The organism is Microcoleus sp. B3-A4 (assembly GCF_036705385.1).
GTDB lineage: Bacteria > Cyanobacteriota > Cyanobacteriia > Cyanobacteriales > Microcoleaceae > Microcoleus.
The window spans coordinates 1-19,978 of sequence record NZ_JAUBUI010000023.1 but is presented as its reverse complement, the minus strand read 5'-3'; the positions used below and the strand labels follow the sequence as shown (position 1 = coordinate 19,978).

17 protein-coding genes and 1 pseudogene are annotated in these 19,978 nt (G+C 45.7%); 6 read left to right on the top strand and 12 right to left on the bottom strand.

The features are described from left to right. Nucleotides 1-33 precede the first annotated feature (33 nt). Both QUB33_RS12055 and QUB33_RS12050 read right to left on the bottom strand, forming a co-directional pair. The gene (locus QUB33_RS12055; protein ID WP_333350646.1) at nt 34-1,539 is read right to left on the bottom strand and encodes an HlyD family efflux transporter periplasmic adaptor subunit; all 1,506 of its coding nucleotides are present in this window, start codon (nt 1,537-1,539) and stop codon (nt 34-36) included. A gap of 9 nt (nt 1,540-1,548) precedes the next feature. Continuing rightward, nucleotides 1,549-2,130, bottom strand: coding sequence for a TetR/AcrR family transcriptional regulator (locus QUB33_RS12050; protein ID WP_333350644.1), 582 nt, complete (start codon nt 2,128-2,130; stop codon nt 1,549-1,551). 322 nt (nt 2,131-2,452) lie between these two features. Between QUB33_RS12050 and QUB33_RS12045 the strand changes: the two genes are divergently transcribed. The 3 genes and pseudogenes from QUB33_RS12045 to QUB33_RS12035 form a co-directional block, all read left to right on the top strand. After that, the gene (locus tag QUB33_RS12045) at nt 2,453-2,914 is read left to right on the top strand and encodes a GNAT family N-acetyltransferase (protein WP_333350642.1); all 462 of its coding nucleotides are present in this window, start codon (nt 2,453-2,455) and stop codon (nt 2,912-2,914) included. Between the two features lie 49 nt (nt 2,915-2,963). After that, nucleotides 2,964-3,335 carry a DUF2237 domain-containing protein gene (locus tag QUB33_RS12040; RefSeq protein WP_333350739.1) on the top strand — a complete coding sequence of 124 codons (372 nt, stop codon included), beginning with the start codon at nt 2,964-2,966 and terminating at the stop codon, nt 3,333-3,335. Nucleotides 3,336-3,441: 106 nt separating this feature from the next. After that, nucleotides 3,442-3,696 (top strand): annotated as a pseudogene (locus tag QUB33_RS12035) (ABC transporter ATP-binding protein); the annotation flags it as partial. A gap of 80 nt (nt 3,697-3,776) precedes the next feature. Here QUB33_RS12035 and QUB33_RS12030 read toward each other — a convergent pair. Then, nucleotides 3,777-4,091, bottom strand: coding sequence for a hypothetical protein (locus QUB33_RS12030; RefSeq protein WP_333350640.1), 315 nt, complete (start codon nt 4,089-4,091; stop codon nt 3,777-3,779). A 10-nt stretch (nt 4,092-4,101) separates the two neighbouring features. Here QUB33_RS12030 and QUB33_RS12025 point away from each other — a divergent pair, with 10 nt between their 5' ends. After that, nucleotides 4,102-6,294, top strand: a complete 2,193-nt coding sequence (locus tag QUB33_RS12025; protein ID WP_333350638.1) for an alkaline phosphatase D family protein — start codon at nt 4,102-4,104, stop codon at nt 6,292-6,294. Nucleotides 6,295-6,435: 141 nt separating this feature from the next. Here the strand turns inward: QUB33_RS12025 and QUB33_RS12020 are convergent, their stop codons facing one another. The 3 genes from QUB33_RS12020 to QUB33_RS12010 all read right to left on the bottom strand — a co-directional run bounded on the left by QUB33_RS12020 (nt 6,436) and on the right by QUB33_RS12010 (nt 10,180). Continuing rightward, complete coding sequence (locus QUB33_RS12020; RefSeq protein WP_333350636.1) at nt 6,436-7,650, bottom strand: leucine-rich repeat domain-containing protein; 1,215 nt, start codon at nt 7,648-7,650, stop codon at nt 6,436-6,438. 188 nt (nt 7,651-7,838) lie between these two features. Further along, nucleotides 7,839-8,873, bottom strand: a complete 1,035-nt coding sequence (locus QUB33_RS12015) for a M28 family peptidase (protein WP_333350633.1) — start codon at nt 8,871-8,873, stop codon at nt 7,839-7,841. A gap of 104 nt (nt 8,874-8,977) precedes the next feature. Next, nucleotides 8,978-10,180 (bottom strand): Coenzyme F420 hydrogenase/dehydrogenase, beta subunit C-terminal domain, encoded by a 1,203-nt coding sequence (locus QUB33_RS12010; protein ID WP_333350631.1) that lies wholly within the window; start codon nt 10,178-10,180, stop codon nt 8,978-8,980. Between the two features lie 392 nt (nt 10,181-10,572). Here QUB33_RS12010 and QUB33_RS12005 point away from each other — a divergent pair, with 392 nt between their 5' ends. Then, complete coding sequence (locus QUB33_RS12005) at nt 10,573-11,133, top strand: hypothetical protein (protein WP_333350629.1); 561 nt, start codon at nt 10,573-10,575, stop codon at nt 11,131-11,133. 135 nt (nt 11,134-11,268) lie between these two features. On the opposite strand, the gene QUB33_RS12000 is transcribed toward QUB33_RS12005, so the two are convergent. The 6 genes from QUB33_RS12000 to psbZ all read right to left on the bottom strand — a co-directional run bounded on the left by QUB33_RS12000 (nt 11,269) and on the right by psbZ (nt 16,576). After that, entirely contained in the window at nt 11,269-11,529 is a 261-nt protein-coding gene (locus QUB33_RS12000; protein ID WP_333350627.1) for a hypothetical protein, read from the bottom strand. 2 nt (nt 11,530-11,531) lie between these two features. Further along, nucleotides 11,532-11,717, bottom strand: coding sequence for a hypothetical protein (locus tag QUB33_RS11995; RefSeq protein ID WP_242725046.1), 186 nt, complete (start codon nt 11,715-11,717; stop codon nt 11,532-11,534). Between the two features lie 89 nt (nt 11,718-11,806). Then, complete coding sequence (locus tag QUB33_RS11990) at nt 11,807-13,273, bottom strand: DEAD/DEAH box helicase (RefSeq protein ID WP_333059615.1); 1,467 nt, start codon at nt 13,271-13,273, stop codon at nt 11,807-11,809. Nucleotides 13,274-14,047: 774 nt separating this feature from the next. Beyond that, on the bottom strand, nt 14,048-15,358 hold the full coding sequence (gene rimO / locus QUB33_RS11985) for a 30S ribosomal protein S12 methylthiotransferase RimO (RefSeq protein ID WP_333178081.1): 1,311 nt from the start codon (nt 15,356-15,358) through the stop codon (nt 14,048-14,050). A 212-nt stretch (nt 15,359-15,570) separates the two neighbouring features. Continuing rightward, complete coding sequence (gene ribH / locus QUB33_RS11980; protein ID WP_190735316.1) at nt 15,571-16,164, bottom strand: 6,7-dimethyl-8-ribityllumazine synthase; 594 nt, start codon at nt 16,162-16,164, stop codon at nt 15,571-15,573. Nucleotides 16,165-16,384: 220 nt separating this feature from the next. Beyond that, nucleotides 16,385-16,576, bottom strand: coding sequence for a photosystem II reaction center protein PsbZ (psbZ, locus tag QUB33_RS11975; RefSeq protein ID WP_190735314.1), 192 nt, complete (start codon nt 16,574-16,576; stop codon nt 16,385-16,387). Nucleotides 16,577-16,892: 316 nt separating this feature from the next. Between psbZ and QUB33_RS11970 the strand changes: the two genes are divergently transcribed. Next, entirely contained in the window at nt 16,893-19,787 is a 2,895-nt protein-coding gene (locus tag QUB33_RS11970; protein ID WP_333350623.1) for a CBS domain-containing protein, read from the top strand. The last annotated feature ends 191 nt before the right edge of the window (nt 19,788-19,978 follow it).

Here is a 19,978-nt window from a genome sequence, read left to right as displayed (position 1 = left end):
ACTTTCAATCCTCGAAGGTTTTTAGTAAAGACTTTAGTTTTGTTTAATTGCTACTTGTACCTGCAAATTGGTCAATCCCGCAACTTGTTTGCTAGCGTCAGGATTCAGGTAAATTTTTACTTCCACTACTCGGCTGTCCAAGTTTTCTCCCGGTTGATTGCTAAACACATTTTGTTTGCTTACTTTTAACGCAATCTCTTTGACAGTTCCCTGCAACTCTCCTGAAAATGCTTGACCGATCACCGCTGCATTTTGTCCCAGCTTAATTTTGTTGATATCGGTTTGATAAATTTCCGCAACGACTACCATTTGGTCAGTCTTTCCTAAGTCTGCAATGCCGTCATCGCTAATTTTTTCACCAGCGCGAGTATGAATTTTCAGGATTTTTCCAGCATTGGGCGCGCGGATGGAAGCTTGATTTAACTCGCTTTGGGCGCGCTTCACTTGGGCGATCGCACTTTCGATCTCAGCTTCGGCTGCTTGCACGTCCACGGGGCGCACTTCGGCTATTTTGTCAAGAGTTGATTTCGCTTCTTCTAGTTGTTCGATGCCAGTTTCTTGAATGCGTTTGAGTGTTGCTTGAGCTTCGTTAAGCTGCTGGATTGATGTACTGTTAATGCGGTTTAGGTTTGCTTCTGCTTCGTTAATTTGCTGTTTAGCTGTATTGTTAATGCGATCGAGGTTTGCTTGCGCTTCTTCAAGTTGCTGCTTTGCCGTATTATTAATACGGCTGAGATTAGCTTGTGCTTCTTTAATTTGCTGGCGACTTGTTTCTAATGCCAGCCCCTTAGTATCTCTTACGGATTGAGAAATTGCACCTTCACCCGCGAGTTGCTGATGTCGGAAATCTTCAGTTTTAGCATTATTAAACTCGGCTTGCAATTTGTCGATCGCTGCTATTTGTGCAGTTTTTTCTCCTTGCCATTGTGCGGCTATGCGGCTAATTGTTGCCTGTTGTGCTTTCCTCTCCCCTTGCCACTGGGCCGTGATTCGGCTGATAGTTGCCTGCTGTGCGGTTCTGTCGCCTTGCCATTGTGCTTGCAGGCGATCAACTGTTGCTTGTTGTGCAGTTTTGTTGCCTTGCAGTTCCGCTTCTAGCTTGCCAATTGTGGCAGATTGTGCGGCAAGTTCTCCCGACTTTGCACCAGCTTTTACTTGTGCTAAACGGGCGCGAGCAACTTTGACTTTCTCTTGAGTTTCATCTAAAACAGATTGCAGCCGATCGCGCGCATCCAAAATTGCGATTAGTTGTCCTGCTTTGACTCGATCGCCCTCTTTGACTAAAAGCTGGGAAATGCGATCGCCATCTAAACTCTGCGATACTCCCAAGCGAACCACTTCTCCTTGCGGTTCCAATCTTCCTAAGGCCGTTATTTTCCTCGGTGGTGGTGTTTCCGCACGCAAAGGTTCAGTATTTTTAGCCAACGGTGCAAACTGAGAAATCCCGTAAAAAGCTGTACCGCTGGTAATGATACTGGCAGCAATTACCATTCCGATTACTAATCGATTTTTAGGTTCTCTCCAAGATGGAAAATTCATACTTGTCCTCTACTTGCAGCTATATTTGTCTAAATAAGCGAGCAACATCTCTTTTAATAAAGTCCATTGTTCTGCAACAGATATTCTTTCACCTTGATAAAACCTTCTTACCAGCAAACCGTCACCATAACAGATAATAAATCTAGCGATTGCTGGATCGGAGATACCTAAGTAGCAACTGACTGCCTCTTCGTAACGCTTTCCCGATTCCTGAAGTGCTTGATTGCTGTCAATCTCTTGACGAGTTTTTTGTTGGCAAAACTCAAATGTCATTAACAGACTTTTTAGGATATAATCTTCATTTTTGATGAAGTAATCCATCAGTTTTTCAACTTTTTCTGCTAAAGTGGGCGGATTTCCCAGTTCGGAAATTGCTTCTTCTTTTGTATCTTCATGGCTCAAGTATTCAATTAACTGCTCGAACAAACTTTCTTTACTCGGGAAGTAGTGATAAAGGGTTCCTGTAGAAACTCCGATTTCTGACCCAATTTCCCGCATAGTTACTGATGAGTAACCTTTTTCGGCAAATATGTCAAAGCATTTGTTTAGTAGTTCTTTACGGTATCGATCGCGGTCAACTATTTTTGGCATGGGTGAATAGATTTTAGATTTTAGATTACCTAAAGTCTAAAATTTATTGGTTCGATAATCCTATATCGAACGGTCGATATAGTATAAGCGACTACACAATTGATTTTTTGCTGTCGGTGAACGGGTCGATATTTATATCGAACAATCGTTATATTTACTACAACACAGAGTAAGAGAGTTTGTCAAGGGGTGGGAGAGAAATTTTTTGCCGATCGCCCTGCAAGAAATGAGACAAAATGGTAAAAGCCAACATCCATCCGCGTTCCGAAGCGGTTAAAAATCCCAAATTAATATCAAAGAAGCGATCGCAGTGAGATAATTTATGAGAGTACGAACCTACGAAATCGGTGATACCCAACAAATTGTAAAACTGTTTTACGACACCGTACATGAAGTAAACATCCGCGATTACACACAAGCACAAGTAGATGCTTGGGCACCAGCAGATATGGATATAGAAAGTTGGATTAAAACTTTAAGCAGTAAATTTACTTTCGTAGCAGAAGAGGGTGAGAAAATTGCAGGTTTTGGGGAATTAGAAGCAAGCGGTCATATCGATCGCTTTTACTGTCATCAAGATTTTCAAAGGCAAGGAGTCGGCAGGCTAATTTTAAAACAAATTGAGTCCAAAGCCAAAAACTTAGGAATTAACAAGTTATTTACCGAAGCCAGCATTACAGCTCGACCTTTTTTTGAAACCCAGGGATTTATGGTGATTAGAAAACAAGAAGTAGAACGCAGAGGACAAAAATTCATCAACTTTGCGATGGAAAAAAATATATAAACAACGATTTGTGTAAAATTAGATGGAAGAGTTTTACTCAGGAGTTGCGATGGTGACGGAAGCTACAAATGTGGTGGGCGGAAAGTTAGAGAATTGCTGCACTTCGCCAATGACAGGATATTATCGGGACGGCAAATGCAATACAGGTGGTGGCGACTTTGGGGCTCACACTGTTTGTGCTCAACTGACAGAAGAGTTTTTGCAATTCACTAAATCGAACGGAAATGATTTGAGCACTCCGGTTCCCGAATTTAACTTTCCCGGTTTGAAGCCTGGGGATTGCTGGTGTTTGTGTGCGCCTAGGTGGAAGGAAGCAATGGATGCAGGAGTTGCGCCTCCTGTGGTTTTGGCTGCGACTCACGCCTTGACTTTGGAATACGTTTCTTTGGACGAATTGAAGCAGCACGCTGCTGATTTGTAGGAGGATGTTGGTGTGCGATCGCTTTTAGTCAATAAGGGCGATCGGGTTTTTCTTATGAATATCAAGTCAATGGATTTGAGCTCGATAGCCACTCAAATATTTAAGTGCGATCGCTCGTCATTTCGAGATTTTACTATTAGATGAACTTACGGCTTTACTCGATCTTGATTCTCAGTTAGATTTGATGCCCGCGGTGTAGCGTTTGGTCAAAAATTGCGGGCTGACGGCTTTGTGGTTGACTCACGGTTTGGATGAGTTGAATTATTGCGAGGGGGCTTTTTTGTGGGAGAAGTGTGAAGTGGTCGATCGGGGCGATCCCCCAAGGTTAAAGCAGCGGCTGATGAAAATTCAGGAAGTTTAGCGGCTGAAGTTTGGGCAGAATTAGCGATCGCATTTCATCGGACGTGATATTAAAGGTAAAACCAGGATGACTAACGGGGCTTAGACAAAAACTGAAGCCATTTTGGCTTCAAACGCAGATAGAGAAATACTTTTAGATAGAACGGGCATTAATCTAGTTATACCAAGGGTTTGAGGCATTTTTAGATTATCAATTTCTTTCCATTCCCTAGAGGGGGTTTCAGCTTTTAAAGAGGCTAGAAAAGGTTTAAGTCCCACTAAAAAGCTTGCTGTGTAAGTCTTATTGCTTCTTCCTTCTTCCTTCTTTCTTTTACTTAACGATCGATCGCGATCGCGATACTGTATAATCCTGTGAAGGCTATTTTGAGCCACCAGGGTCATTAAACAAAACTTCATATTTTTCCTTATGTTAGACGCTAAAACTCTATTTCAAGAAACCTACTATCTGGCTAAAAACCCAGAGGTAGCAGCCGCTCTAGCCAAAGGGAACTTCCAAAACGGATTTGAACACTTCACCCAATTTGGTCAATTTGAGGGCCTCAACCCTAGCGCCCTATTCGATACTAATTATTATCTCTTAAATAACCCTGATGTCGCTGCCGCTGTCAATAGCGAAGCTACCACAGCATTACAACACTTCATTAATTTTGGAGAATCTGAAGGCCGCAATCCTAGCCCCTTCTATAACAACAGCTATTATCTAGGGAAAAATCCCGATGTTGCTGCGGCTGTCGATCGCGATGAAATTACTGGCATTGGTCACTTCCTCCAATTTGGTCAATCGGAAAATCGCAGTCCCAGCCCTTTGTATAACGATAGCTATTATCTGGCAAAAAACCCCGGTATTACTGGCGCTGTTGAACGGGACGAACTTACTGGCATTGAACACTTTACCAAGTTTGGCGCTGCTGAAGGGCGAGATGTCACCCCATTTATTAAGTCTGGTGACTCAACCTTGCCAAATGGCATTGCTTCGGGAGATACCACCCAAACTTCAACGGTTTTGTGGACTCGCAGCACAGTTCTTGGTAATGTTGTCTTTGAATACTCCACAGATCCAAACTTCAGTAAGAGTCTCGGCACTCTCACAGAGACCGTCACCGATGTTACCGTACCCGTGAAGGCCGAACTGACAAATTTAAAGCCTGGTACTCAATATTTTTATCGAGTGCGTGATGCCGCTGGCACTTCAGCAGTTGGGCAATTCCGCACTGCTGCTGAGTTGGGAAATCGCCAGGGTTTACGATTTGGGGTAGCAGGCGACTGGCAAGGTCAACTTACTCCTTTTCCGGCGATCGCAAATGCGCCGGAACGCAATCTCGACTTTTTTGTTCGCCTCGGCGACTCCGCTTATGTAGACGATCTATCGCCGGATTTGCCGGGAGTCAGACAACCTAAAACTTTTGAAGAGTTTAGCACCAAGCACAATGAAGTCTACGCTCAACGTTATGGCCTCAATACCTGGGCTGATTTGCAGGCTTCCACCAGCATCTATGCTAGCTGGGATGACCACGAGCTCACGAATGATTTTGCCGGGGGTGCAACACCTAGTGAGTCGCCGCAAAAAGAGGGGATTTTCGGGACGGGGGGAGGCTTTGTCAATGATACGCCTGTATTTGACACAGGTTTACAAGCATTTCAAGCCTACAATCCCCTGCGAAATGATTTTTATGGCAATACGGGCGACTCTCGCACTGCTAACGAGCAGAAACTTTATCGCTATAATACTTTCGGCAGTGATGCAGCTACATTTGTGTTAGACTTGCGCTCTTTCCGAGATAATTCTTTGAAAAGTATCCCAGAAACTTCCGACCAAGCTACTGTTAATAAGTTTCTCAATGATGCCTTTACGCCCAATCGCACGCTGTTAGGGGGGGCGCAACTTCAAGACTTGAAAAATGACTTACTGAAATCTCAACAAAATGGCATAACTTGGAAGTTTATTATGTCAAGCGATCCGATACAAAATTTTGGTATTCCGGTGGCAGGCGATCGCTGGGAAGGTTATGCTGCTGAACGAACAGATTTGCTGCGTTTCATCAAAGAAAATAACATCAAAAATGTGGTCTTTGCCACCGGAGATTTTCACGGATATGTCGTGAATAATGTCACCTATCAAGAAGCCGCAGGTCAGCCGCAAATCCCTACGGATGTTATTGATGTAATGACGAGTCCTGTTGCTATTCAGTTGAACATCGGGCAAGGGCCGTTTGCCGCTCCCTTTGGCCCCGCAACAGTTGCTTTTACGCCCACCGCCTTGCTGCCACAATCGGAAAAAGATCGCTATAACTCATTGCCGACAAGGGAACAAAAAGATGCTTTTGTCCGCAATATTCTGGATACTCGGACAGCGCCACTAGGATACGATCCAGTTGGTTTGGAAGGTTCTGGGATTGACGCTAGACTGATTCAGGGAGAGTATTTAGGAGTGCATACCTACGGCTGGAATGAGTTTGAAGTTGCTCCTGAGAGTCAGCAGTTGCGGGTAATAACGTATGGTATTGAACCTTACACGCAGTCTCAACTTGATGCTAATCCCAGTGCGATTATTAATCGAAAGCCGTTTATTGTCAGTGAGTTTGTTGTTAATCCTAAGTGATTAAATAGACTTGTTGCAAAAATATCCAGACGATTGAAATCGACGTTGCACAAACAAAGTCCGCGTAAGCGGACTTTCAAATAATAATTAGGGTGATTTGTGTCATAACCTTGTAGCTCTAATTTTCGGAACTGTAAAGTTTTATGGATTAGGTTCTGGTTCCCATTGACAGATATACTCTGGCTTGAGAGGGCAAGTTTTGGGAGCAATTAGATTTCCAGTGAGGACGAGCGAAGTTAGCTTAGTCAAAGATTCTAGCGGTTTGGTATCGCTGATTTTATTGTTTCTGAGGTCGAGAGTAGTCAATTTAATCAACGATTCTAGGGGTTTGATGTCACTAATTTCATTGTTATTGAGGAAGAGCGCATACAGTTTAGTCAAAGATTCTAGCGGTTTGATATCGCTGATTTTATTGTTTCTGAGGTCGAGAGTAGTCAATTTAATCAACGATTCTAGGGGTTTGATGTCACTGATTTTGTTGTTTCTCAGGTAGAGCTCAGTCAGGTTAGTCAAAGATTCTAGGGGTTTGATGTCGCTGATTTCATTGTTGAAGAGAGCGATATCAGTCAGGTTAGTCAAAGATTCTAGGGGTTTGATGTCGCTGATTTTATTGTTTTCGAGACCGATATCAATCAGATTAGTCAAGGATTCTAGCAGTTTGATGTCGCTGATTTTATTGTTGCCGAGCTGGAGCCAAACCAGGTTAGTCAAGAATTCTAGCGGTTTGATGTCGCTGATTTGATTGTTGGTGAGGACCAAAAAATTCAGATTAGTCAAGGATTGTAAAGGTTTGATGTCACTGATTTGAGAGTTGAAGAGGCTGAGTAGAGTCAGGTTAGTCAAAGATTCTAAGGATTTGATGTCACTAAGTGGATTATTACTGACATCGAGCGAAGTCAGATTAGTCAAGGATTCTAGCGGTTTGATATCACTGATTTTATTGTTGTTGAAGGTGAGCGAAACCAGGTTAGTCAATGATTCTAACGGTTTGATATCGCTGATTTGATTGTTGGTGAGGTCGAGCTTAGTCAGTTTAGTCAAAGATTGCAAGGGTTTGATGTTGCTGATTTGATTTCCGTAGAGGTTGAGTTCCGTGAGACTAGAAAGTTTCTCAGAAGCGCGATCGCACTCAGTAGTCCCTGCTTCCTTCAACAGCACATCAACAGTATGTTTAACTTCAGGAGTCAAAGAAGCGCGCTCGCGACACCAATCAGCAAATGTTCGTCTACTGTTTCCCGATCGCGTTTCTGCAGCCTTCGCAGACAGTCCACTTCCAGATAATGCTAGGATCGCACAGCAAACAAGCGCGATCGACTTTTGTAACTTCACGTGTTTCTGTGCAACTATAAGTGTCATAATCTTTTACCTCTAATTTTCCCAACTGTATAAAACAAAGACAGGGCAATACCGTGTCCCTGCCAAACATCTATTAAAAACTCTCTGAATCACCTCACTCAGGCAACTTATACTAATTAGTAGGTGCGCCAGTTTGCATAATATTCTGTTCCCAGCGAGGATATTTCCCCGCTGGGCATCCTAAGCAACTAATTAATATCAACTCCCACCAAATCTGCCACAACTTTCTCCAATCCAGCTATCACCTTCGCCGTCCGTTCCCAGTCAACCTTATCGGGTGTATCTTGCGCCGTGTGATAGTAAGGATAGCGATAGGGAGCAGTATCTGTCACCATCAGCCCTGGATAACCATGTTGCCAAAAAGACCATTGATCGGACCAACCAACACCAGGAATGCCACCGGGAATTGCTGCACCTTCCGAGGGAAATTCAGCATGGCGGCGGAAAGATGCGATCGCCTCTCTTACCAGTTTACTTGAGGATGTATTGCCAATAAATCCGATAAAATTTCCCGATGTAGGATAAAAAAGGTTTAATGGTGCTGGATATTTCTGACTGTTTTTGGCATCTGAGTAATAACCAATTGTTTCTAAACTGAGCATCGAAACAATTTTTTCATTACGCTCTCTGCATCTTTTCGCATAAACCAAACTCCCCATATCAGCAGTCCAGAAAAAAGGCGGTTCCTCATTCACAAACTCAACAAAACGCACAGTCTTTTCAGGCTTTTTACCTGCAAACATTCTCGCTAAAGCCAGCACTCCCGCCGCCCCAGTTGCGTTATCATTTGCCCCTGGACTCCCCACCACAGAATCATAATGTGCCCCAATTACAACTATTTCATCTGCCTTTTTTCCCCCTGGAATCTCCACTTCTATGTTATAATAAAATTTATCATCAATTTTATATCCTTGTCGTTCAACTTTATAGCCAGCAGCTTGAAAAGATGCTTCGAGAAAGTCAGCGGCTTCTCCAAGTTTTTGATATTGTATAAAGTTGCGCTCTCCGATTTCACCAGCGAGCTTTTCCACATCGCGCTGTAAAGCATCTCTGAGCGTGATTTCCTGTGCTGTTAAAGGGGGAAGTGTCCCGTTGTAGCTTTTCCCTGGCATTGCAATCATACTCAACCATATCCCACTAATTAGAGTAATTAAGATCGTACTAAGGATAGCCAGTCTAGTTAACGTTCCGCGATTCCATAATTCGATTTTTCCCAAGTGCATTTGTTTTCTATCTTTGGCTATGCTTGAGTAGTAAGGTGCGTCAGTTTCAATTAGCGTTATTTTTTCAATAATCCAACAAATCCTGACTGACGCACCCTACAAGTTTACACATCTGGTAACTTATACTGCCCCACAATCCGCTTAGCATATTCCGGCACATGAGCCTCTAATTTCTCCGGGTAATTCCGCTTCACGTACAGATAATTGCGAGTGAAATGAGAGTCAATGGAAAACCGAGCATATTCCAAACCCTTCGGCCCAATTCTCTCAATAAATACTCCCATTAACTTCGCCGCCCACATTGGCAAAGTCACCCCTTTTTCATAAGCCGGAATGCTTTGCTGAACCGCTTCTTTTCTGTTTCCCTGAGACATCACCGGCTGAGTGTTAAGCTGATCCGTTACCAAATCTAACATCTCTTGCCCGGTGTCATTTCGCACCACAATCCACTGCCAGCCAAAAGGTGCTCCCATGTAGCCCACGACTAAATCTGCTAAAGAATTGACATAATCAAAACAGCTCAAACAAGAAGGAGCAAAAACATCTTTCAATTCCTTAGTATTCAAGCCAAAAAACGGCACTTTTTCTTCCGAACCATCTTCGTGTTTGAAGTGAACGTTAAAGTCTTGCATAAACTCGTAAGAAACCACCGTTTCAGGAGAGCGGCTAGTCGTGTCTAGAAATTTCTGCAAGCCTGCACGGCTGACATTATCGACGCAGGGAGTGCCTAAAACGTAGAGCTTTTCTAAACCGAGTTTTTTCTCTACTGTTCGCAAAGCTTGAATTTGACAGCCGACGCCAATTACTAACAGCCGCTTCATCCCAGATTCTTCGATTTGTTCTAATACGGAAAGATTTGGAGAGAGAGTGGGTTTGTTGACTTTGGCTGCGAGAATCTCTTCACGATTCCTAGCAATAATCGGCATGGGTTGAAAGCGGTCTTCTTTGGTATTTTGGACGCAAACAACGCCTTCTACAATTCCTTTTTCGAGCATTTCAATGGCAATTGTGCTGACGATTCCCGTCCACTGAGCGCCCTCGATCGGCTCTTTTTTACGAGCAGCCATCATATTTTGACTGACTCCGAAATACCAATCGTCGGGATTGTCGAGATTGCGCGATCGCCCGTGAATCTCTTCTTCCAGTTCTGCAATATGCTGTGTTAAGAAAGCACAAGATTCCTTGACATAATGGATGTAATATGTGTCGCACAAACCGCACTCGCTGCAAAGTTCTTTAGCGGGGCGGCGGCTACCGGGTTTGAGGGCCTTGGATTTTTGGTGCTTAGTAGAATCTGTTGCGGTCATCTAAATTACTTATTTTATGCAGATATGGCTTTTGTTAGGATATCACAGCAATTTCCGTTGATTTACCTCCTTTATTCTTTCTTTCAGTCCTCCCAGGCGGACGCAAGCTTGTGCCGGAGCAAATTCGGTTCGCCCGAAATTGGCGGTTTTCAAAGCTTAAAAAATATTAGTCAGGACTTACCTAGGTTGCGCTAGAAACCCGGTTTCTTACTGAATCACTGTTAAACCTAAGAGTTATGGTAACAACCGGGTTTCTTTGTGTAGTTTTGGTAAAAAAACTCGGTTTCAGAGCATCGCCGTGCGTCTAGGAGTGTTTGTGTAAGTCCTATTAGTATCAATCCGGATCTAGCGGGCGATCGCGGGAATACATAGCCAAATAAAGCTATAAAAAAATGGTAAAAATGTTTGTGACAACAGCCCTCGCTGGCATCATGATGAATCTCGCGATTTCGAGCTTTGGATTTGCTGCTTTAATTCGCCCTGTTCCCGCTATGAATCAAACTGTTGCGACTCTAGAAAGAATGCTCAGCGCGACACAAAAGCCGACGGCGCTGAACTATTCGCGCCTGGGGATTGGCGGCGTGCGGTTGGGGATGTCTGTAGAAGAGGCAAAACGTAAGTTGGGAAAACCGCAGCGCGACGAAACTAAATCTGCTGGATCTGGGCTCGGTGGCAAGATTCGTACGCTAACCTACCCAAGATTGACCGTAGCAGCATGGGAGGGAAAAGTTTATTTAATTTCTACTACCAATCCCAAGTTTCTGACAATTGATGGTGTGAAGCTAGGAGATAACAGCCAAAAAGTCGTTAAAACTTACGGTTACGGGTCGCAATCAGTGCAGGGTGGAGTGACTCGGTTGACTTACAGCAATGACCAAAAGGCTTCTAATTTGATTGTGGAAATTAAGGGCGATCGCGTGCAAAAAATTATTGTGAGCACGCAGCTCAACTGAAATATTAAACAACTGTGCAAAAGTCCAGGTTCACAAGTTTGTAGTAATGACTTTATTCCTTATTTATGACGATTTTTAGCCTTTGTGTAAGTTGACTGGAGGGCTTTTTCCTCATGTGCGATCGCCCGCGTCTCCTTAATCCTCTTCATCATCATCCGACAATTTTGTCATTTCCTCAGCAATTAGTGTCTGAAAATCCTCTCCGCAGTGAACGTTCAGATGAATTGCAGCACTCAGGAAGTCTGCTAGAATTTCAGCTTTTTGTCGATCGCTCAAATCAGGTAACTGAAGCTGATGGATTAAAGTAATCACATTTTGACACTCAGTACCCAATTCATCAATTAACGTTCTCAGTGTATAATTAGTTACAGAAATTGTCCGATCGCTAACTTGCATCTTTATTTACCCAATCGTTTTAAAGCTTGCTGAATTCCTTTCTCAAAAGCTCGAATTTCACTTTCCCAATGCCGGATTAAGCCTTCATCGGGAAAATCCTTCTCATATTCCAGTCTAATCTTTTCTTCATGTTCTGCAATCCGCTTGTTCAACGAACGAAGAGCTTTTTTGTGATTTTTATTCCCCATAGAGTCTCATACCCATAAAAAAAAGTAGAGACGCGATATCGCATCTCTACAATAATTCTAAATAAGGTGCACATTGTGCACCCTACCAATTAGCGGTTCTGGGGAACAGGAGCACTCGGTGCTCCTGAAAAAGTCGTCTCACCAGTCTTAGCCCGCTTTTTGATCAAGATAGGCTTGACGCTGTTTTCTCCACCAATCGGGGGATCTTCTTGTTGAGCGTAATCAGCGCCCATCCAAGCAGGACGGCTTTGATCGAAAGCCATTTGCAAAGCAGCAGCGGCGATCGCGTGGGAGTCGTACTCCTCGGATAACTGAGACACCAGAGGCAAGAAAGATGCCATGCGTTCGCCAGCCAAAGCTTCGCGAACTTTACCTTGCATCTTTTCCAACTGACGTGCTTCAATTTGCGCCCGTGTCGGAATGTTTCGCACCGTCAAGCTCGATCGCACGTGGCGTTCAATCAAGCGCAGTTTGCGGCGATCGACCGGTTGAATCAGCGTAATCGCCGTTCCTTCGCGACCAGCCCGGCCCGTGCGTCCGATCCGGTGAACGTAACTTTCCACACTGTCGGGCAAATCGTAGTTAATCACGTGAGTCAAGTGATCCACGTCCAAACCCCGCGCCGCAATATCAGTCGCCACTACCCAGCGCACCTGACATTGGCGGAACCGATGCAACAAACGTTCCCGTTGTGCCTGATTCAAATTACCGTGATACTCATCAACGCTGTGACCTGCTGCTTGCAGTTGGCTGGTGAGTTCTGCCGCCGACTGCCGAGTCCGCACAAAAATCAGTGCAGATTCCGGGTCTTCCATTTCTAGGATTGGCTGTAGAGCTCTTGCCTTCGACCAGCCCCGGGGAATCATGTACACGCCTTGGCTGATGCGCTTCGGCGTTGCTTTTGGCTGTTCTACGGTGACGTTGACTGGGTTACGCAAATGCCGCGCCACCAATTTCCGAATGGAAGCTTCCATCGTCGCCGAGAAAAATGCCGTTTGACGTTCTTTTGGTGCAGCATCCAAGATTTTTTCCACATCTTGGATAAAGCCCATGCTCAGCATTTCGTCAGCTTCATCCAAAACCAGCCACTTTACCTTGTCTAGTTTCAGGCTGCCGCGGCTCAGCATATCCAATATGCGTCCGGGTGTACCGACTACGACGTGAACGCCACGCTTCAAACGCTGCATTTGACGATCGATCGATTGACCGCCGTACACTGTCAGAACTTGCAGAGAGCGACCCACTTTTACCGGGCCGTCGCTGCTGATGCCGCTCAAATCGCGGATGGCTTCAGTTACTTGCATCGCCAATTCGCGAGTCGGCGTCAGCACCAGTGCTTGCACCGCAGTCACATCTAAATCAATCCGCTCCAAGATGGGCAACGAGAATGCTGCCGTTTTGCCTGTCCCTGTTTGGGCTTGACCCACAACGTCGCGACCTGCTAACAGGTGCGGAATTGCTTGTACTTGGATGGGAGTAGGTTCTGTAAAGCCTAGTGTTTCCAGATGGAGAACGAGTTCTTCCGAAAGACCTAAGCCTTCAAACAATAAATTCATTAATGCTCCTAATAACGAGTCTTAGCCTTCTAAGTTGCCCAACTCGGATGCGGATTTCTGCTCTAGGGCAGGAACTCATAAGAGTTCTTTATGGTGCTGCGCCTGCGCGCACCTTCTTAAATAGCAATCGAGTATAGGGCAGCTCCGTCGATGGTGACTAAATTTACCAATTCGACAGCCGTCTTTGATTTTGTGACATCGCCGATACCAACCGCCAGCGGTCGGGTTATAGGCTTCCAACATTCTTAAAACAGGACATTGGACTTCCTTTGAGGTACTTGCAAGCTTTCCCTCTTAGGCATTTTATAGTGAGGATCATGACCAGCCCCACTTCACTACATAGTAGTAACAGGTTGTTTGGTTCAGGCGCTATCCCGCAATCCGTCGCCTGCGGGATTGAGCAGGGGATGGGGCGACCGTTACCGCCTATCCATCTCAACACTCTTTCGGGATACCGTTGTGGTGTAGGGCGGACGGCGAAGCAATCTCAAATTATCCCCGCTTATTTCTGGCTTGTTACTATCATAACTCTTTACATTCAGAAACAAAACATTAAATTCGTTAAAATTTTCCGATGTTCTGTAGAGATAACCGCACCCCGAGGGGGAGCGTCGATTGCAGCCAGAGGCTAATAAAGGTTTATAACGCCTTTGCTAGATATCTTTGCACAATATTGTACAAACCGTTACTTTTGCTGCACAATCCGCTAATCATTTTTGGCTGGTGTCCGGTTTTTGTTCGCCACACCGCCGATCGCGACAGTTCCAGCAACACTTACACTTGACCGTAGAGGTCGTAGACATCTGCACCAGTAATTTTCACAGATACGATCGATCCCAGTCGCGCTTCTCCTGTCACATAGACGAGTCCATCTACTTCTGGGGAAAACCGAGCGGATCTACCAATCAACTCACCTGTCTCTGGTTGTTCTTGTTCTATCAGGACATCAACTACCTGACCGACAGACTCTTGATTCTTTTTCAATGATATAGGTTGTTGTGCCGCCATTACCGAATTGCGCCGCATTTCCATTATTTCTGCAGGTATTTGCTGGGGCAAGCTGAAGGCTGGGGTTCCTTCTTCTGGCGAAAATACAAAAACTCCTACGTGATCGAATTCGTGGCGCTTGACAAATTCCAGCAAGTGTGCTGCGTGTTCGTCGGTTTCGCCGGGGAAGCCAACAATAAAAGTTGTCCGCATCACGGCGCCGGGAAGTGCTGCTTTGAGCCGATCGACTATAGCATCATTAATCCCAGCTTGAAAAGGCCGATTCATCGCCCGCAGAATTTCCGGGTGCGAGTGTTGCAGGGGTAAATCCAAATACGGCAAAACGTTGGGCGTTTCGCCGATGGCTGCGACCACTTGCGGAGTCAAACCTGTAGGATAGGCGTAGTGCATCCGAATCCAAGGTACATCTACTTCACCCAAAGCCCGAAGCAGTTCGGCTAGTTTCGGTTCGCCATAAATATCTTTGCCGTAGTTGGTGGTAATTTGAGAAATTAAAATAATTTCTTTTACCCCTTCGGAGGCTAATTGCTTAGCTTCGGCGACAATAGACTCGATCGTCCGCGACCTTTGATTTCCGCGCAAGTGCGGGATAATGCAAAATGCACAGCGATAGTCGCAGCCTTCTGCTATTCGCAGATAAGCGACACCTTCCGATGTCGTGCGGTAGCGGGGAGTAGTTTCGTCAGCGATGTAAGTAGGTTCTGAAGAGACGAGGGAAACTCGATCGCCCTTTTCCACCTGCTGCATAACATTGACTATTTTGTGATAGTCGCCAGTGCCGACAATTGCGACTGCTTCTGGCAATTCGTCCAGCAATTCCTGCTGAAAATGCTGTGCCATGCAGCCGGTGATGACTACTTTTTTATTAGCTTCGGCCAATTCTACCAGCGTGCGGACTGACTCTTCTCGCGCAGCTTGGATAAAACTACAAGTATTGACTACAACATAATCAGCTAATTCTTCATTAGAATCCACTTGATAGCCCGCTTGAGCCAGCAAGCCAATCATGTGTTCGGTATCGATGCGATTTTTTTCGCAGCCGAGGTGAGTAAATGCGATCGTTGGCTTCGTTGCCATGCAGTAATAGTTAGTGTTGCGCTATTTTAAGAACATTTAATGATATCACACTCATTGCCAATTGGCAAGATATGGGTCTAATTTGTCGATCGGCTCCGACCAGTGGAACTTTTACCTTGGGGGCGGGCATAATCACCACCCCACAAGAGTTTGAAGATTTTTCCAGATGCAAATCTTGATGCTTTTTACCTAAAAAATACTGCTAGCCCAACTTACGTGGGGATTTGATCCGACGATACATCCGGGGCGATCGCCAGATTTGCTTCACCCGAAAGCACTTGAGCAGCAGACCCAGTAGTTAATCGACGATCGTAAGACTGTGTTCCCAAACCCTTAACTTGGCGCATCAAAGTACCCATTTCCAAAGCACTCATCGCATAATTCCAGCCCAAATTGCTTTTAATTCCAGCCCTTTCCAAAGCTTGCTGCATCGTGTCAGTCGTCACCACCCCAAAAATCACCGGCACCCCTGTCTGAAAAGCAGCAGCAGCAATTCCCTTAGCAACCTCACCAGCCACAAAATCGAAATGAGGAGTTTGGCCGCGAATTACCGCACCCAGACAAATTACCGCATCGTAGCGGTGAGAAAGAGCAGCTTGGCGCGCCACCAAAGGAATCTCAAAACTTCCCGGAACCCAAAAAAAGTCCACCTGAGAGCCATGAGGATTAATATCAACCCCGTGGCGTTTCAAACAATCTTGACATCCCTCCAAAAGTTTGTTAACCACCAAATCGTTAAAACGACCGATGACAATAGCAAACCGCAAAGATTCGGTGTGAGTAAAAGTTCCCTCGAAAACAGTCATAGTGCTCTAGTTTAGATTTTAGGTTTTAGATTTTAGATTTTTGTTTGTGAGAAGGCAAAAGTCAGAAAGCAGCAGCATCTCCTCTGAATCTCAAGTGCAAAAACATACAGGATCGCGCGGTCTGGAAAATTCCTAGCTTCTGCCGAATGCCTTTCAATCGCTGGTGAATGCCTTCATCCTTCTATCTTTTACCTTCTTTATTCGATAAACTTGGGTGAAATTAAACGACTAAAAAGTTCAATACACCCACTGCAATAACCAGCAAAAACCAGAGACCAGACCCGACATAAATCAGAGATTTAGACTGATTCCAGTTTTGGGGAGAGGCATAAGCAACTGGCACGCCAACGACCATCACAAAAGACAGCAGTACCAGACCCAGTAAAACCACTTGAAACAGAATTGATAACATCTTTTCTCCTTTCGATATAACCGTGCGTTGATCAGAAATAGTTTCCCAGAACCGAAAAAAAGCTTCCAAATTCTAGTTTTTGACAGTTTCCCGATAGTCGATCGAGAGATTGTCGGTTGATTGATACGAAAGAACCCGTGCAAATTCGGGCGTTGCGCGAACAGGCGTCAGCGGCTCTTGAGATTTTCATCAATTTTATCATTGTTCGCTACACGACAGAAAACTGGAAAGGTTAAGTTAAAGCCCGATCGACACATCCGGTTTCCGAGGGCGAGAAATTGCTACTGTTTGAGTTAGAGATGCGGGATTTTCGGCTATGGACTTAGTTTTGTGCCACACAACAGCAGATTTTGACGCCTTGGGGGCGGCGGTGGGACTTTGCGTGCTGCGCCCCGGTAGCAGGATCGTATTGACGGGCGGGTGTCACCCCACAGTGCGGGATTTTTTGGCGCTACACCGCGACGAGTACCCACTGATTGAACGCCGATCGGTCAATCCGCAACAAATTCGATCGATTTCTATAGTTGATGCCTCAGGGCGCGATCGCTTGGGAAAAGCCGCCGAGTGGCTGGATTTGCCACACCTGAGCGAAATTGCTGTTTTCGACCATCACCTAGAGGCACATTCAGACATCCCCGCTACTGTTACCCAGATAGAAGCAGTCGGAGCCAGCACGACATTAATTGTCGAAAAGCTCAAAAATCAAGCAGAAAAGAGCGACACACCATTCCGCCTTCTGCCTTCGGAAGCAACAGTAATGGCCCTGGGCATCCACGTCGATACAGGTTCCCTCACCTTTGAGGGCGCAACTGCGCGAGATGCAATAGCTTTGGCGTGGTTGATGGAACAGGGAGCGAGTTTGGGGGTAATAGCTGAATATGTAGAACCCGGTTTGTCTCCTCAATTGCAAGATTTGCTGAGAGAAGCGCTGAATAATTTGCGATCGGAAACTTTGCACGGTTACAGCGTAGCTTGGGTGCTGCTATCTACTGAAGCTTATGTTCCGGGACTTTCTTCACTGGCTTCTCGCTTGCTCGATTTAACGGAAACCGATGCTCTGCTGTTAGGTAATGTTTATAAATTTGGCGAAAACGAAAACAACCGCAACATCGCTCCCGAATCGCCAGTTTCCAATCGATTAACTATTATCGGTCGATCGCGCATCGAAGGAACAAACCTCAGCGAATTGTTTCAACCCCTCGGCGGCGGAGGCCACGCCCGCGCCGCTTCCCTCGCCACCCGCGATGTTGACCCCCTGCTGACTTTAAATCAGTTAGCTGACGAACTCAAAACTCAAATTCCCCACCCTCCGACAGCGCGCGAGTTAATGTCGTCTCCGGTGCGGAGTATTCGCCCGGAAACTTCGGTGGGGGAAGCTCACCGTATCCTCCTACGTTACGGACATTCGGGGCTTTCTGTGGTTGATGCGGGCGATCGACTCGCCGGCATTATCTCGCGCCGCGACATTGACATTGCGCTGCACCATGGTTTCAGTCACGCCCCCGTCAAGGGTTACATGAGTCCGCAGTTAAAAACGATCGCCCCAGATACCTTGCTGCCGGAAATTGAATCTTTAATGGTGACATACGATATCGGGCGCTTGCCAGTATTGGAAAACGGTCAACTGGTGGGAATTGTTACCCGGACTGATGTGTTGCGGGAATTACACCAGCAAAAAGCGCGAGACAGGGGAAGCAATGCAGAATTGTCTTATTGTGTCATGCCCGAATCGGTTGAGCAGTTGTTGCGATCGCGCATCAGTCCCGAATTGTGGCAATTATTGTCGATCGCGGCCAATATTGCCCAAAACCGCGGCTGGCAACTTTATATTGTCGGTGGAGCAGTCCGGGATTTACTCTTAGCCACGGATGATACACTGGCGCTAACAGATATCGATTTGGTGGTGGATGGAAAGTGCGGTTCCGACGATTCCGGTGCTGGTGTCGAGTTAGCTTCATCGCTGCAAAAACTTTACCCAGAATCGCGTTTGGACGTTCACGGTCAATTTCAAACCGCCGCGCTTTTGTGGCACAAAGACTCTGCTTTCGGCTCGCTGTGGGTGGATATCGCGACTGCTCGTACTGAATTTTATCCTTATCCGGCTGCAAATCCTGAAGTTGAAGCGAGTTCAATTCGCCAAGATTTGTACCGCAGGGATTTTACAATTAATGCGCTGGCTGTGCGGTTGGGTGCTCCTCGCAGCGGCGAATTGTTAGACTTTTTTTGCGGTTTGCTGGACTTGGAATCGAAGCAAATTCGAGTTTTGCACGCCAACAGTTTTATCGAAGATCCGACGCGAATTTATCGCGCTGTGCGGTTTGCGGTGCGGTTGGGGTTTGAAATTGAGCCGCAGACGGAAGGATACATCCGCAACGCTTTGGCCAGCGGGATTTATTACCGAATTCAGGGGGAAAACGGCCGAGCCCCGGCTTTGGAAACTCGGCTGAAAAGCGAATTAAAATACATTTTGCAAGCTCCTTACTGGAAAGTTGCTTTGCAAATGCTGGGAGATTTGGAGGCTTTGCGCTGCATTCATCCTACTTTGGAGTTGGATCGGGAGTTGTGGCGGCAACTGCGTTTCCTCGATCGGTGTTTGCAAGGAAGGAAGAAGGAAGAGGAACTCCCAAGGAAGAAGGAAGAAGGAAGAAGGAAGAAGGAAGAGGGAAAAGCAAAGAAGGAAGAAGGAAGAAGAGAGAAGGAAGAAGCAACTCCCCATCCCAAATTCCCCATTCCCAATTCCCCATTCCCCATTATCAATATTCCCGATTGGCAGATGCGACTGGAACTTTTGATAGCTTATTTAGCACCGGAATATCGCGGCAAGGTGGCTGCAAATCTTCAGTTACCTGCTGACAGCATTAAGCGGTTGGAAGTTTTGGAAGCCGGAAAGAATCAGTTAGCAGAGAATTTGCCTAAGTGCGAGTTGCCGAGTCAATTGGTGTTGCTGTTGAGGAATTATGAATTACCGGTGTTAATTGCGATCGCCCTACAAAGTCCGCGAAGTGCACGCCGCCAAATCTGGGAATATCTCACCAGGTTGGCTAATGTTGAGCCGCCTTTAAATGGCAACGATTTGAAGGCTTTGGGTTATAAGCCGGGGCCTGGGTTTAAACGAATGTTGGATGATTTGTTGGCGGCGAGGTTGGATGGCGATTTGGGCGATCGGGCTGCTGCTATCTCTTTCTTAGCAGAACGTTATCCTCAAACTTAGTAAGGTGCGTCAGCAGCGCGTTATTTTTTCTCTACTTGATTAGCTAATTGCTGACGCACTCTACTGAATTTTTAGTTTTCAATCCCAAACAGGCTAACCCGGCGATCGCACATGATATCATGTCCGGTAGTACAACCATAGTAAAATAGCTAAGTATACCCTTTGTAAAAAGCATCCTATCTAACCAATGC

Coding starts and splice junctions, on each gene's coding strand:
- QUB33_RS12055 (WP_333350646.1), bottom strand. CDS start 1,539: ATGAATTTTCCATCTTGGAGAGAACCTAAAAATCGATTAGTAATCGGA.
- QUB33_RS12050 (WP_333350644.1), bottom strand. CDS start 2,130: ATGCCAAAAATAGTTGACCGCGATCGATACCGTAAAGAACTACTAAAC.
- QUB33_RS12045 (WP_333350642.1), top strand. CDS start 2,453: ATGAGAGTACGAACCTACGAAATCGGTGATACCCAACAAATTGTAAAA.
- QUB33_RS12040 (WP_333350739.1), top strand. CDS start 2,964: ATGGTGACGGAAGCTACAAATGTGGTGGGCGGAAAGTTAGAGAATTGC.
- QUB33_RS12030 (WP_333350640.1), bottom strand. CDS start 4,091: ATGAAGTTTTGTTTAATGACCCTGGTGGCTCAAAATAGCCTTCACAGG.
- QUB33_RS12025 (WP_333350638.1), top strand. CDS start 4,102: ATGTTAGACGCTAAAACTCTATTTCAAGAAACCTACTATCTGGCTAAA.
- QUB33_RS12020 (WP_333350636.1), bottom strand. CDS start 7,650: ATGACACTTATAGTTGCACAGAAACACGTGAAGTTACAAAAGTCGATC.
- QUB33_RS12015 (WP_333350633.1), bottom strand. CDS start 8,873: ATGCACTTGGGAAAAATCGAATTATGGAATCGCGGAACGTTAACTAGA.
- QUB33_RS12010 (WP_333350631.1), bottom strand. CDS start 10,180: ATGACCGCAACAGATTCTACTAAGCACCAAAAATCCAAGGCCCTCAAA.
- QUB33_RS12005 (WP_333350629.1), top strand. CDS start 10,573: ATGGTAAAAATGTTTGTGACAACAGCCCTCGCTGGCATCATGATGAAT.
- QUB33_RS12000 (WP_333350627.1), bottom strand. CDS start 11,529: ATGCAAGTTAGCGATCGGACAATTTCTGTAACTAATTATACACTGAGA.
- QUB33_RS11995 (WP_242725046.1), bottom strand. CDS start 11,717: ATGGGGAATAAAAATCACAAAAAAGCTCTTCGTTCGTTGAACAAGCGG.
- QUB33_RS11990 (WP_333059615.1), bottom strand. CDS start 13,273: ATGAATTTATTGTTTGAAGGCTTAGGTCTTTCGGAAGAACTCGTTCTC.
- rimO (WP_333178081.1), bottom strand. CDS start 15,358: ATGGCAACGAAGCCAACGATCGCATTTACTCACCTCGGCTGCGAAAAA.
- ribH (WP_190735316.1), bottom strand. CDS start 16,164: ATGACTGTTTTCGAGGGAACTTTTACTCACACCGAATCTTTGCGGTTT.
- psbZ (WP_190735314.1), bottom strand. CDS start 16,576: ATGTTATCAATTCTGTTTCAAGTGGTTTTACTGGGTCTGGTACTGCTG.
- QUB33_RS11970 (WP_333350623.1), top strand. CDS start 16,893: ATGGACTTAGTTTTGTGCCACACAACAGCAGATTTTGACGCCTTGGGG.